Annotated in this window: 13 protein-coding genes; 1 reads left to right on the plus strand and 12 read right to left on the minus strand. The window is 36.6% G+C overall.

Annotated features, from left to right (window positions below):
- The 11 genes from murF to RHO12_06400 form a co-directional block, all read right to left on the minus strand.
- Complete coding sequence (murF, locus tag RHO12_06350) at window positions 1-1359, minus strand: UDP-N-acetylmuramoyl-tripeptide--D-alanyl-D-alanine ligase (GenBank protein WVD65014.1); 1359 nt, start codon at window positions 1357-1359, stop codon at window positions 1-3.
- Window positions 1356-2918 (minus strand): UDP-N-acetylmuramoyl-L-alanyl-D-glutamate--2,6-diaminopimelate ligase, encoded by a 1563-nt coding sequence (murE, locus tag RHO12_06355; GenBank protein WVD65015.1) that lies wholly within the window; start codon window positions 2916-2918, stop codon window positions 1356-1358. The genes murF and murE overlap by 4 nt, the downstream gene beginning before the upstream one ends.
- A gap of 47 nt (window positions 2919-2965) precedes the next feature.
- Entirely contained in the window at window positions 2966-4693 is a 1728-nt protein-coding gene (gene ftsI / locus RHO12_06360) for a peptidoglycan glycosyltransferase FtsI (protein ID WVD65016.1), read from the minus strand.
- Window positions 4690-5019: a cell division protein FtsL gene (gene ftsL, locus RHO12_06365; protein WVD65017.1), complete on the minus strand. Its 330-nt coding sequence runs from the start codon at window positions 5017-5019 to the stop codon at window positions 4690-4692. Before ftsL ends, ftsI begins: the two co-directional genes overlap by 4 nt.
- The gene (gene rsmH / locus RHO12_06370) at window positions 5012-5950 is read right to left on the minus strand and encodes a 16S rRNA (cytosine(1402)-N(4))-methyltransferase RsmH (protein WVD65018.1); all 939 of its coding nucleotides are present in this window, start codon (window positions 5948-5950) and stop codon (window positions 5012-5014) included. The genes ftsL and rsmH overlap by 8 nt, the downstream gene beginning before the upstream one ends.
- An 8-nt stretch (window positions 5951-5958) precedes the next feature.
- A complete protein-coding gene (gene mraZ, locus RHO12_06375; protein ID WVD65019.1) occupies window positions 5959-6408 on the minus strand; it encodes a division/cell wall cluster transcriptional repressor MraZ in 450 nt (149 codons plus the stop codon).
- Between the two features lie 282 nt (window positions 6409-6690).
- Window positions 6691-7224, minus strand: coding sequence for a gamma carbonic anhydrase family protein (locus RHO12_06380; GenBank protein ID WVD65020.1), 534 nt, complete (start codon window positions 7222-7224; stop codon window positions 6691-6693).
- Window positions 7225-7235: 11 nt separating this feature from the next.
- The gene (gene rsuA / locus RHO12_06385; GenBank protein ID WVD65021.1) at window positions 7236-7925 is read right to left on the minus strand and encodes a 16S rRNA pseudouridine(516) synthase RsuA; all 690 of its coding nucleotides are present in this window, start codon (window positions 7923-7925) and stop codon (window positions 7236-7238) included.
- An 85-nt stretch (window positions 7926-8010) separates the two neighbouring features.
- Entirely contained in the window at window positions 8011-8931 is a 921-nt protein-coding gene (locus RHO12_06390; GenBank protein ID WVD65022.1) for a DMT family transporter, read from the minus strand.
- Between the two features lie 37 nt (window positions 8932-8968).
- Window positions 8969-10234: a nucleoside permease gene (locus RHO12_06395; protein WVD65023.1), complete on the minus strand. Its 1266-nt coding sequence runs from the start codon at window positions 10232-10234 to the stop codon at window positions 8969-8971.
- Between the two features lie 62 nt (window positions 10235-10296).
- Window positions 10297-11115: a purine-nucleoside phosphorylase gene (locus tag RHO12_06400; protein WVD65024.1), complete on the minus strand. Its 819-nt coding sequence runs from the start codon at window positions 11113-11115 to the stop codon at window positions 10297-10299.
- A 182-nt stretch (window positions 11116-11297) separates the two neighbouring features.
- On the opposite strand from RHO12_06400, the gene RHO12_06405 reads away from it, so the two are divergent.
- Window positions 11298-12497: an ROK family protein gene (locus tag RHO12_06405; GenBank protein WVD65025.1), complete on the plus strand. Its 1200-nt coding sequence runs from the start codon at window positions 11298-11300 to the stop codon at window positions 12495-12497.
- Between the two features lie 3 nt (window positions 12498-12500).
- Here the strand turns inward: RHO12_06405 and RHO12_06410 are convergent, their stop codons facing one another.
- Complete coding sequence (locus RHO12_06410) at window positions 12501-13214, minus strand: class I SAM-dependent methyltransferase (GenBank protein WVD65026.1); 714 nt, start codon at window positions 13212-13214, stop codon at window positions 12501-12503.
- Window positions 13215-13245 lie beyond the last annotated feature (31 nt).

Below are 13245 nucleotides of genomic sequence, written 5' to 3' on the forward strand. Positions count from 1 at the left end.
TTAATCCTGATGATTACTAAGATTACTAACGATTTCTTCCATTTTTGCACTGCGTGAACCTTTAACTAATATCGTTACTTGGTTCTTTTCTTTTAATATTTGTTTTAAAAAAACGACTATTGCGTTTTTATCACTAAAATGATGCCCAACACCACTAAGATGACTGATAAAAGCACTGTTCTTACCAATACTGATAACGCAATCCAAGTCGGCTATTTTAGCGGCTTCACCAATTTTTTGATGAAGTTTTTCAGAATCTTTACCTAATTCAGCCATATCACCTACGACAAAAACTCGGTAGCCTCGTTGCTGAGCTAAAACATTGATTGCAGCAGTCATTGAGCCTACATTTGCATTATAAGAGTCGTCTAAAATTAGCTGATGATCATTGAGTGGAATGGGATAAAGCCGCCCTTTAACAGGTAAAATAGATTCAAGACCACTTTTAACTTGATTCAAATTTGCACCCACCGATATTGCTAATATCGAAGCGGCAATAGCATTTGATATATTATGCAATCCTAATAGAGGCAAATGAATAGCTATCTCGCCGATTGGAGTATGTAGTGTGAACGCAGTTATAAAACTTTGAGTTATCGCGCTGGCGTAAAAATCAGCGGTTGTTTGCTGCAACGAAAAAGTATATATTTTTTGCTCAGCTAAATTCTCTAGCCAATCTTGGCTGTAGCTATCTAAATTAATAATGGCGGTACCGCCTTTTGGTAAGCCTAAAAATATTTCACTTTTGGCCTTAGCCACGCCCGCCAAAGAACCAAATCCTTCCAGATGAGCCTCTGATATATTATTAATCAACGCACTTTGTGGTTTAACAAGTTGCGTAGTATAGGCGATTTCACCAATATGGTTAGCACCAAGCTCTATTACAGCAAACTCATCTTGAGTTGTCAGCCTTAATAAAGTAAGGGGAACACCAATATCATTGTTAAAGTTTCCTTTTGTGAAAAGCGTTTTACCACACTTAGATAAAATGGCTGCGGTCATTTCTTTGACTGATGTTTTACCGGAAGATCCCGTTAACGCGACTACTTTTGCTGTTGATTGTGCTCTCACCCAAGCAGCGATTTGTCCCAATGCTTGATGAGTATCTTTAACAATAATTTGCGGGATCTCATCGTCAATTTTATGATTAACGAGCACCGCCATAGCACCCAATGATACGGCCTTTTTAGCAAAGCTATGACCATCAAATATACTGCCGATTAGTGCAATGAATAATGAATTTATAATAATATTTCTTGAGTCGGTACTAATCTCATCAATTAATGCATTTTCATCTTTAATCGCGATCAGTTGGCCATCAACAATTTGTTGTAACTGTTTAATTGAAAGTACGATCATATGCTTGTCCCTAAAAAGTGACTGACAGTTTTTCGATCCGAATAATCATGCTTAATATTACCTATAATTTGGTAGTCTTCATGTCCTTTGCCTGCAACCAAAATCACATCTTTTTCACTACTAGCATGATTGATTGCCCAGAGTATCGCACTCGCTCGGTCTTTAATGACCTTGACGTCATCGATTTGAGCAAACCCAACAAGAATATCGTTAATAATTGCATCTTCATTTTCAGTTCTAGGGTTATCATTAGTCACGATAATATGCCGAGCATGCAATTGGGCAACTTTCGCCATTAAAGGACGCTTACCTTTGTCTCGATCCCCCCCACAACCAAAAATAACCCATAGCGCTCCATTGCAATGGGATTTCGCTGCACATAATGCTTTATCGAGTGCATCTGGCGTATGGGCATAATCGATAATAACCGTTGGTTTTTCTGGTGCTGAAAAAATCTCCATTCGGCCATCAACAGGAAGTAGTAATGCCGCAGTATCAACTAAAGCTGCCAAGGGATAATTTAGCGACAATAGTGCCGCAAACGCTAATAGTAAATTGGAGACATTGAAGTCACCAAATAATCGACTATGCAACACGCCATTACCAAAGCTACTTTCAAAAATAATAGTGGCACCTTGGTCATGATAGTTTACCGAGGATACAGCTAGATATGATTTACCTAAACCCATTACGTTACTTAAATTCTTAGGCGAAGACGATACAACCATTACTTCATCCAATTGTTTGATCCACGAGCAACCAACTTCATCATCAAAATTGATAATTCGCTTACCTGAACTTTTCACCGCGCGTTCATCATCGGATGGCGAAAATAATGACCATTTCGCCTTATTATAATCATCCATGGTATTATGGAAATCTAAGTGATCACGGCTCAAATTAGTGAATAAACTTGCCGAGAATGTAACATCACTGACTCGACCTAAAGCAAGTCCATGAGATGAAACTTCCATCGCTACGATTGTTACGTCTTTTGCCAGAAAATCAGCCAGATAAGATTGGATATCAACAGATGACGGCGTTGTATTTGTTGAAGGTACAAGGTGACCACATAGCCCATTACCAAGGGTACCGAGTACGGCACTTTTTTTACCGATTAGCATTGCCCATTGAGCAATGAGCTGCGTTACAGTGGTTTTACCATTGGTGCCAGTTACACCAATAACATCCATTTTTTCGGAAGGATTATCATAAAATAGATTAGCAAATGCCGATATTTTGTTAGCGAGCTGATAAATATTGATTTGCAATATTTTATTGCCATCAACCATATGGCAAGTTAATGTCTTATCATTTGAAAACTCGGTGTCAGCTACAATTGCGATCGCACCCGCTTTGATTGCTGCTTCAATAAAATCTCGTCCGTCTAAATCTCGCCCTTTTAAGGCAATAAACAGATCATTTTGAGCAACCTGTCGACTGTCTAATTGAAGTTTTTGAATCTTTTCCTCAAGAAAAGAACAGGAGGCTAACATTTCGGTGTATTGTGGTAATACCCCGAAATAATTAACTAGCTTTGTTACATTATAATTAGCCATCGCATCCTATCCTCAATAATTTGAGCGTCAGTTTCTATCAATTTTATCTAATAGATAATCATTTGATTATCTAGTTCTTTATCTGGTTCAACATTCATAATTCTTAATACTCCCCCCATAATACGACTAAAAATAGGGGCAGAGACGGTGCCACCATAATATTGCCCAGATTTAGGGTTATCGACAATAACCACCAATGAGTACCTTGGTTTAGTTGCTGGCGCAATACCTGCGGTATAGGCAATATACTGGTTAATATATTTACCGTTAGACCCTAATTTTTTAGCGGTTCCTGTCTTTACCGCGACACTATAGCCTGGAACAGAAGCTTTTGTGCCTCCGCCACTAACAGCAACAGCCTCCATTAATTTTACGACTGTTTTCGCTGTTTTTTCATCAACAACACGTAAACCTTTGACTGGTTCATTGATTTTTAATATTGAAACCGGCTTATAAACGCCATAACTACCAATTGTTGCATAGGCTCTTGCTAACTGTAACGGCGTTACCATTAAACCGTAACCAAATGAATATGTTGCCCTTTCTATATCCGACCAGCGTGTTCGATTCGCGCCTATTTTGCCGCTTGATTCACCACCAATCCCTAATTCTGTTGATTGCCCTAGCCCAAAACGTGAATAAAATTCAACTAATTCAGATGGTTTCATTTGTAGAGCTAATTTACTCACACCAACATTACTCGATTTTTCTAAAATTCCAGCTAAATTAAGTGATTTTTGGTATGAAACATCTTTTACTTCATACCGATTAACATAAAATGGTCTAGTATCAATAACCGTATTTAAATCTGCAACTTTCTTTTCCAGTGCCGCCATTACAACTAAAGGCTTAACTGTTGAGCCGGGCTCAAATGCATCAGTAACCGCTCGGTTTCTTAATAGACTACTATCAATTTGTGCTCGATTATTTGGGTTATAAGATGGATTCGTTGCCATCGCCAAAATTTCCCCTGTTCGAACATCAACTAAAACAGCGGTACCGCTATCGGCTTTATTAAAATAAACCGCTTGAGCCAGCTCTTTATAGACCAACGATTGTAATCGCTCATCAATACTTAATATTAAATCAGCAGCAATTTCGCTATCAACCCGCTCTAATTCTTCAATCACACGACCAAATCGATCACGTCTAACAACTCGCTGCCCTGATTCACCGATTAACCAAGTGTTATAACTTTTTTCAATGCCTTCTGCACCACTTTCTACGCTTTTATCAATATTGGTTAACCCAATTAACTGCGCGGTACTTTCACCTACCGGATAATATCTTTTTGACGTTCTTTCAAAATAGACACCTGGTAGCTTTAATTTTTTCAAATAATCGGCATTAGTTGGTGTAATTTGCTTCGCTAAATAAACGAAGCGTAATGATTTTAGCGTTAATTTCTGTTCCAATGTCGCTATTGGAATAGATAGGCTCTTTGCTAATTCTTGCCATTTTAAATCATTAACATCAATCCCATCTGATTCAAGAATCACTTTAGGATCAGCCCAAACATCATACATCGGGACGCTTACCGCTAATGCTCGTCCATTACGATCAACAATCATTGCTCTTGGTACGCCAACATTTTGATAGCGAATTGAACGTTTATCACCTTCGGTGATTAATCGTTCAGAATCAACTAACTGCAATAATGCTAACTTTAATACCAGCCCTAAAACGGCAGAAAAAATGAATCCATAAACCACATAGAATCGCCACTTAGCAAAAAATCTATTTTCTATGATTTTTTTCTTCGCTACTTTCATCATCGATTCTTTATAACAATAACTGTCTCATTTTTAGGTAAGACATGTTCCATACCTAATTTATTTGCACTTTTTTCTATTCGCTTAGGATCGGCTAATACATTTTCTTCAATGATTAAATTTCGCCATTCACTTTCAAAAACGTCACGCTCTAACATAAGCTGTTCCTGAATAAAAAGCTGTTTTCTTGTTTGCTGCGTTGTCCAAAGTATCGCTACAGCGGAAGCAATAATTAAACAGACTAACAGCAACGACAATTTTTGATTCTTAAATAAATCGCCAACGATTAGTTCAACCAAACTAAAACGATTTTTAACACTGCTACTCATTTTTTATACGCTCAGCGATACGTAATATGGCACTTCGGGATCTTGGATTCACCTCAATTTCTTCCCTAGAAGGTTTCATTTTACCAAGTAGCCTTACCGAGCAAACGCCATATTGCTTTATTTGTTCTTGTGTTAAAGGTAAGCCTTTAGGAATATCTGGCCCTTTACTTTGTTTAGCCATAAATTGTTTAACAATTCGATCTTCTAAAGAATGAAAACTAATAATTGCTAACCGGCCACTATCAGCTAATATATCTAAGCTGTTTTTGAGCGCTTGTTCTACCTCTTCAAGCTCGCTATTGATATATATACGAATTGCTTGAAAACTGCGAGTTGCAGGGTGTTTATGCCGTTCTTTTATTGGACTTGCATTGCTAATTAATGTCGCAAGTTCTAGTGTTCGAGTCAAAGGCGACTGCTGATTCTGAGCAATAATTGCACGAGCAATACGTTTAGCAAATCGCTCCTCGCCAAACGTTTTTAGTACCCAGGCGATATCGTCTTCATTGCTTTGCATCAACCACTCACTTGCAGAGATCCCTTTCGTTAAATCCATTCTCATATCTAACGGGCCATCGCGCATAAATGAAAAGCCGCGCTCTGGATCATCTAATTGCGGCGAGGACACGCCTAAATCTAATAAAAAACCATCAATTTTGCCAATTAATCCTAGCTTTTCAATATATGATTTTATATTGGAAAATTCACCATGGATAAAAGTAAAACGAGGATCATTAATAGTACTAGCTTCTTGCCTTGCTTTAGTATCGCGATCAATCGCAATTAACCGACCATTCGGGCCAAGCTTTTCTAAAATTAATCGAGAGTGACCGCCACGACCAAAAGTACCATCAACATAAATCCCATCACTCTTTATAGCGAGCGCATTTACTGCTTCATGTAATAATACGGTTTTATGTTGATAACTCATTTTTACCACTAAATTGTTAAATTTTTCAGATTATCAGATAGTTCGCTAATATCCTGAGGAATTGCAGCAATATCTTCCGCAATCTGTTCATGCCATATTGTTTCATCCCAAACTTCAAATTTATTTGACTGACCAATAAACATAATGCTTTTATCCAATTTAGCATATTGCCTAAGTGTCATCGGTAGCAAAATTCGACCAGAATTATCCATTGGGCATTCCGTCGCATGACCTAGTAGTAATCTAGCAATACGCCTTTCAACCTCGATCATTGAAGATAATTTAGCCAATTTTTCTTCAATAAGATGCCACTGAGCAATAGGGTAAAGCATTAAGCAAGCGTGATGTAAACCGATAGTACAAACTAATCCTTCAGACAATAGTTCACGGTAGCGAGTTGGGATCGCTAAACGCCCTTTATTATCTAGATTGATCGAAATTGCACCACTAAACATCATTAAACCTTATTCGCTATAAATTTAAAATTGTTCAAAATCAATAACTTATTATATATTTTATTTTTATGCCACTTTCCCCCACTTTTTACCACAAAAATAGAAATAATGATAGTTATTTCACCATTTATTTACACTAGCTATTGATCTACAGAATTTGATAAGGTAAAGGGCAAAGTAGGATTTTGTAAAATTAGAGAGTTATTTTATAGTAACGCAAATAATAGAGATGATATTACAATGTTATGATGTGAGATGAAGGAATATTATTTTAACTAGATATGGTCAGTGATCCTTAGCATCGATACTCTGCAAGGTTTTTTTATACCTTAATCCATTTTCACAGTAATGTTTTGCGTTAACTTGAATGTGATTTATTTCATCGGCCGTTAATTTACGTACAACTTTGGCTGGTGAGCCCATTATCAGCGAACCTTCTTCACACAATAATTTTTGTGTCACTAAAGACCCCGCTCCAACAATGCAGTTTTTAGCAATTCGACTATTATTTAGAATAATGCTCCCCATTCCAACGATAACACTATCATCAATCAAACAGCTATGTAGAACGGCATTATGCCCAATTGAAACATTACGACCTATTTTGCATGGCAACTCAAAATCCGTATGAATTGTGACATTATCTTGTACATTGCTATCTTCCCCTATAGTAATTGCGCAAATATCCCCCCGTAACACAGCAGAAGGCCAAATCGTTACATTTTTTGCTAATATAACATCGCCAATGATGGTCGCAGATGGTGCAATGTAAATTGCCGCTTGAATATCAGGAACGTTATCCCCTAAACGATAAATCATTATTACTACCTCTAATTAATTGAGTTAATCTCTGCTTCAGTCAATGGTCTATATTCCCCTTCAGCAATATCTAAAGTAATTAAACCTATTTGTTGCCGGTGCAAACTAACAACGTGATTGCCAACAGCGGCAAACATCCTTTTTACTTGATGATAACGCCCTTCGCTAATCGTCAAGCTAGCATGCGTTGGAGCAATGATATTAAGTTTAGCGGGTTTAGTAAGATTTTTTTCACCTTTAAGCAAAATACCTTTTGCAAAAATATCAATTAAATCACAAGATAATGGTTCTGCTAAGGTGACTAAATATGTCTTTTCACAATGATGCTTTGGTGAAGTGATCCGATGCGACCACTGACCATCATCAGTTAGCAAAACCAAGCCTGTTGTATCGAGATCTAAGCGCCCTGCTGCATGCAACTTTTCAGCCATCGGCTCATCAATAAAGTAAGCAATAGTTGGGTAATCAGGATCGTCGGTTGAACAAACATAACCTTTTGGCTTATGTAACATAAAATAACGCTTATAATCAATATGCTCTATAATATTATCTTGATATTTAATAACCTGACCACTATTAATTTGGTAAGCGCCCGACTTAATCACGTGATCGTCAATTGTCACATAAGAGGCTTTTAACTCTCTAGCAACAAGCGTGCGGCTAATACCTAGATGGTGAGAAAGAAATTTGTCTAATCGCATAAAAGCTAACTTCAAAAGTAATTAATGCTATTTATTCTAAAGGAAAAATCACTTAATCAATACTTTTTTCAAACATAAAAATTATCTATTTATTCCTTAGTTCTCGCCTAAGATGCTGAAGATTAGGCGCAATCATTGCCAGTAAAATTAAAAAAACTCCAATCCATTGATTATAATAAATGAGTTCTTTTAAATAAAAATAGGAAGCAATAACTGCGACGGGCAATTCTGCCGCCGATAAAATTGCACTAAATGAAATACCAACTTTTGGCATACCAATTGAAAAGAGTAATGGCGGTAATACCGTACCTAATACAGCCAAAATTAATCCCCATTGATAGAGTTTATCGCTGATACTAAGCTCAAATAAAAATGTCGGCGGAAAGATCACAAATGTGATAAAGCATGCGCCAGTTATCATCAAGGCACTCTTTTTCAATTTAGGTAAATCATTGCCAACTTTACTACTCGTTGTTATAAATAAAGAGTAGGTTATCGCAGCTAAAATACCAAAAAAGCATCCTTTTAAATTTAAGGAAATATTTTGATTAAAAATACCAGCAGCAAGGCTGCTACCGATAAGAATCACAACAACCACTAATACCTGAAAAAATGTGGGTTTGTTTCTAAAAATAACGTAATCGATAATGACACTAATCCAAAGATATTGCATCAACAAAATAATAGCAATTGAGGCGGGGATAAGCTGAACACATTGATAATAAAAAATACCGACTAAACCAGGGCAAAATCCAGCTAAGTAAACTCGCCATTTTTGATTATTACTGCTAGATTTGTATTTGCTTGTTGTCGTTTTTTTCTTGCTAAAAAATATATAGATTAAATAAAGTCCCCAAAGGATCAGCATACCAAAGAAACTTTGAACTCCTGTAATCTCTCCGAGTGAATAGCCTTCTTTGTAAGCTGTTTTAACGATAGATGACAAAACACCAAAACTACATGCGCCTAATAAAACCAAAAGGCCACCAATAAACCGCTCTTTCATATAATATCTCTATGCTCATTGAGTATGTTAAAACTACCTAATTGCTTATATTTGATGAGATCATGCTCTTTTTATGACATGTTTCTGTGCTGTTATAATTAAATGTAAAATAGAAAATAATCGCTAATAATAATGAATATGCAGCAAAAATTAACCATATTGCGTTCCAATTCCGCATACCGTCATAAGTAAAGATATCGATGATTTTACCACTCGTTAGTGCACCAATATATGCACCAAGTCCATTAACTGCAGTCATAAATAGCCCTTGAGCACTTGCTCGAATACTTGGACTCACTTCTTTCTCAATAAAAATAGAGCCAGAAATATTGAAGAAATCAAATGCACAACCATAAACTATCATTGATAATAATAATAATGTAAAGCCAATTGGGGATGGATCACCAAAAGCAAATAGGCCGAAGCGTAAAGTCCAGGCTACCATGCTCATGATCATTACTGTTTTTATACCAAACTTTCTTAAAAAAAACGGAATAGCTAAAATAAAGCCAATTTCAGCTAACTGAGATACTGAAAGTAAAATAGAAGGGTATTGCACAACCAGACTATTTTTGAATTCAGGAATCTTAGCAAAATCATGCAAAAATGGACTACCAAATGTATTGGTAATTTGCAGCACCGCCCCAAGTAACATCGCAAATAAGAAAAAGACTAACATAGTCGGCTTTTTAAATAGGACAAAAGCATCTAAACCTAATCGAGCACCCCACGTCTGAGCTGTCTTCTTTACAACGGGTATATATGGTAATGTTGATGAATACACAACTAACAATAAAGAGACGGTCGAAGCAATATAAAGTTGCATATTGCTTAACTCGTACTTTAACAGACTAATCGCCCACATTGCTGCAACAAAACCAACGGTACCAAAAACCCGAATCTTGGGAAAGTTCGCAACTGAGTCTAAGTTATTTTTTTCTAAACAATAATAGCTAATCGAGTTAGATAAAGATAATGTCGGCATAAATGCAAACATATTAACCAACATCACCCAAAACATTACCGTAGGGTCACTAACCGAAGCAGCATAAAAAAACGAAATACAGCCAACGGCATGACATAACATGTAAAGGTATTTTGCTGGAACAAACTTATCGGCAATAATACCAATAATGCTTGGCATTAAAAGCGCGGCAAGCCCTTTAGAGCTATATACGAAACCGACATCCATACCGGTAAACTTTAATGTTCCCATCATATAAGCACCGAATGTAATCAGCCAGCTGCCCCAAATAAAATATTGCAAAAATAGCATTGTTTTCAAACGAAGTTTTATATTCATTATTTTCCCTTCTTGAAAAGATATTTCCTCATAGAGGAAATATCAAAGTACGAAAATTTTAATTAGAATTTGGTAATTATTTCGGTAATCAATTTCAAGAACGTCGATTTTACTCTAGCAGCAGTTTCGATCACCTCATCATGGCTTAACGGCTGATCTAAAATACCACAAGCCATATTAGTTAAACATGAAATACCCACGGTCTCGATGCCTGAGTGGCGAGCGATCAACGCTTCTGGCACTGTTGACATTCCGACTGCATCCGCCCCTAATGTACGAATCATTCTAATTTCAGCAGGTGTCTCATAAGTAGGACCCGTCCACCAAGCATAAACCCCTTGTTGTAGAGTAATGTCTAATTTCTCTGCCGCATCCAACACAATGCGTCTTAATTTTTTACTATATACTTCACTCACATCAAGGAATCTAACGCCTAACTCGGAATTATTTGGCCCCATAAGTGGATTATTAGCGGTCAAATTAATATGGTCAGTGATTAACATCAAATCACCTGGTTTAAAATTAGTATTTACCGCACCACAGGCATTAGTAATAATAAGTTTTTCAATACCTAACATTTTCATTACGCGCACAGGAAATGTCACTTGATCCAGTGAAAATCCTTCATAATAATGAAAACGCCCTTTCATTGCGACAACCGTTTTTCCAGCAATATCGCCAATAACTAACTCGTTTGCATGACCAACTGCGGCTGACTTAGCAAAATATGGAATATCATCATAATCAATATGTACAGCATTTTGTAAGGTGTCAGCAAATGCGCCTAAACCTGAACCTAAGATAATACCTACCGTCGGTTTTTTATTGGTGAGCTTTTGGATGTAATTAACGGCAGATTGAATATCAATTGTTTTATGCATAATGAATGTTCCTATTTGAAAAAATATTAATTTGCGTTCGTGAGTATGACAAAAGTGGCGTGATAAAAACGTGATCTTTTTCTCATTTTGAGAAAAAGATTTTGAAAATGACTTTATTGTCGTAACTAGATGATAAAATGGTAATGAATACCGTCATTTGTCTTCATAATCTGGAGGTTAAATTGCATAATCGGATCGTAAAAGAATTTTTCTTAGCAAATAATTTTAAAGCTAAAAACCTCAAGCAGATCTATAAAGAAATTTTGCGCGAAAGCTCAATATCTGTAGATAAAATTATTGACAAAACACACATTAAGCCTGCTACGTGTGCCAGATTATTGGATGAATTAGTACAAAGCAATTTAATACTTGCAAATCAGCTTGGTAAATCGACGGGAGGAAGACGCCCTATTTTATATAGTGTTAATCCGACTATAGGTTATTTAATTGGCATCGAAATTACTGGAATATTTTCAACAATCCTTTTAATGAATATTGAACTCTCTATTATTGATAAGATTAAATTGAAAACAAATGACAGCAAAATTAATCCTCATCTTTTAGATCTTATCATTGATAATATTCATAAAATTTTAGCTAACAATAAAATAATACTGGATGATATTTTAGGTATCGGAATATCAAGTGACGACCTACTCAACCAATACGATTTAGATAAAAAAAATGAGACCAATGAGGTTATAGACATAAAAAGCTATCTCAATCGTCGCCTGCCAATTTACCTCACCTTAGGAAGTGGCACAAACTTTGCGGCGATTGCCGAACACAAACTACACTATGTTCATTGCAGCAAACGTTTTGTCTTTACTAGCTGCGACATAGAAATTCGTAGTAGTACAATTATTAATCACACTATCCCACTAACTCAAGCTAGTATGACAGATAGTTTTGGTCATATGACAATAGATAAAAATGGTAGTATTTGTGCATGTGGTTCGAAAGGCTGCTTACAACAATACAGTGCATTACCGGCAATAAAAGAAAAAATTATTAAAAAAATTAGCAATGGAGATAGTTCAATAATAAATAAATGGGCTAGTTTACCAACCGATATTGATTACCATACAATATTTAAAGCATTCGAGCACAATGACTCGCTCGCCCTCTCTGTGCTCGAAGAAGCCGCTTATGACTATAGCATAGGGCTATTTAATTTAATTTTAAGCTTTCAACCTGATACCGTGATTTGTGGCGGAACCTTAGTGCCTAAAGGATCATTTTTTAAAATAATAAAAAAACATATCGAAGACAAACTAAAACATTATCCACAACTTTGTACTAAAATTTACCCAGCATCCGCATCTTATGATATTGTGTCACAAGGCGCAGGAGCAATGGTTTTAGAACAATTTTTAAAATAAATCCTATTTAGCCATTGCCCCGTAAATATCAAAGCGGTGATTCTTCGTTTTAATCGATGATATAGGCGGTTGTTCTGCCATAAACGGAGCGTAATCTGGGCGTTTTACTACTACTCGCTTTTTTGCCACACCTCTTGCCAGATCTAATAAGCGATCTGCATCACTATCACTGCCAACAAGCTGTTGAAACACACGCATCTCTTTCTTAACTAATGCACTTTTTTGTCTGTGAGGGAACATAGGGTCCAGATAGACAACATCTGGCTTATCGATAACACAATGCAATTGGTCTAAACTATTATGATGCATTAATGATAAGTGCTGAGGAAGCCAACCTGCCATTTCTGCGTCTTGATAAGCGCGATTTAACCCATCATAAAGTAAAGCTGCAACCACTGGATGGCGTTCAAACATCTTTACGCGACAACCAATTGCTGCTAATACAAAGGCGTCTCGTCCAAGCCCTGCAGTAGCATCGATTACATAAGGTAAATAATCACCTTTCACACCTACCGCTTTTGCAACAGCTTCTCCTCGCCCACCACCAAACTGACGTCGATGAGCCATTGCTCCACTAACAAAGTCTACATAAATGCCGCCCAGCTTAGGTTCATCTAGCTTAACTAACTGTAAATACCCATTAATGGTTGATAAACGAAATACGGTATCTAAACCGTGCTCATTGAGCCAATAATGTGCCTGTTCGATTAAATCCATTTTGTTTCCATAGCGATAAACGACAATAACA

The sequence above is a fragment of the Orbaceae bacterium lpD02 genome (assembly GCA_036251875.1).
Lineage (GTDB): Bacteria > Pseudomonadota > Gammaproteobacteria > Enterobacterales > Orbaceae > Orbus > Orbus sturtevantii.

Coding starts and splice junctions, on each gene's coding strand:
- ftsL (WVD65017.1), bottom strand. CDS start 5,019: ATGAGTAGCAGTGTTAAAAATCGTTTTAGTTTGGTTGAACTAATCGTT.
- RHO12_06380 (WVD65020.1), bottom strand. CDS start 7,224: ATGATTTATCGTTTAGGGGATAACGTTCCTGATATTCAAGCGGCAATT.
- murF (WVD65014.1), bottom strand. CDS start 1,359: ATGATCGTACTTTCAATTAAACAGTTACAACAAATTGTTGATGGCCAA.
- mraZ (WVD65019.1), bottom strand. CDS start 6,408: ATGATGTTTAGTGGTGCAATTTCGATCAATCTAGATAATAAAGGGCGT.
- RHO12_06400 (WVD65024.1), bottom strand. CDS start 11,115: ATGCATAAAACAATTGATATTCAATCTGCCGTTAATTACATCCAAAAG.
- RHO12_06390 (WVD65022.1), bottom strand. CDS start 8,931: ATGAAAGAGCGGTTTATTGGTGGCCTTTTGGTTTTATTAGGCGCATGT.
- murE (WVD65015.1), bottom strand. CDS start 2,918: ATGGCTAATTATAATGTAACAAAGCTAGTTAATTATTTCGGGGTATTA.
- ftsI (WVD65016.1), bottom strand. CDS start 4,693: ATGATGAAAGTAGCGAAGAAAAAAATCATAGAAAATAGATTTTTTGCT.
- rsuA (WVD65021.1), bottom strand. CDS start 7,925: ATGCGATTAGACAAATTTCTTTCTCACCATCTAGGTATTAGCCGCACG.
- RHO12_06410 (WVD65026.1), bottom strand. CDS start 13,214: ATGGATTTAATCGAACAGGCACATTATTGGCTCAATGAGCACGGTTTA.
- RHO12_06395 (WVD65023.1), bottom strand. CDS start 10,234: ATGAATATAAAACTTCGTTTGAAAACAATGCTATTTTTGCAATATTTT.
- rsmH (WVD65018.1), bottom strand. CDS start 5,950: ATGAGTTATCAACATAAAACCGTATTATTACATGAAGCAGTAAATGCG.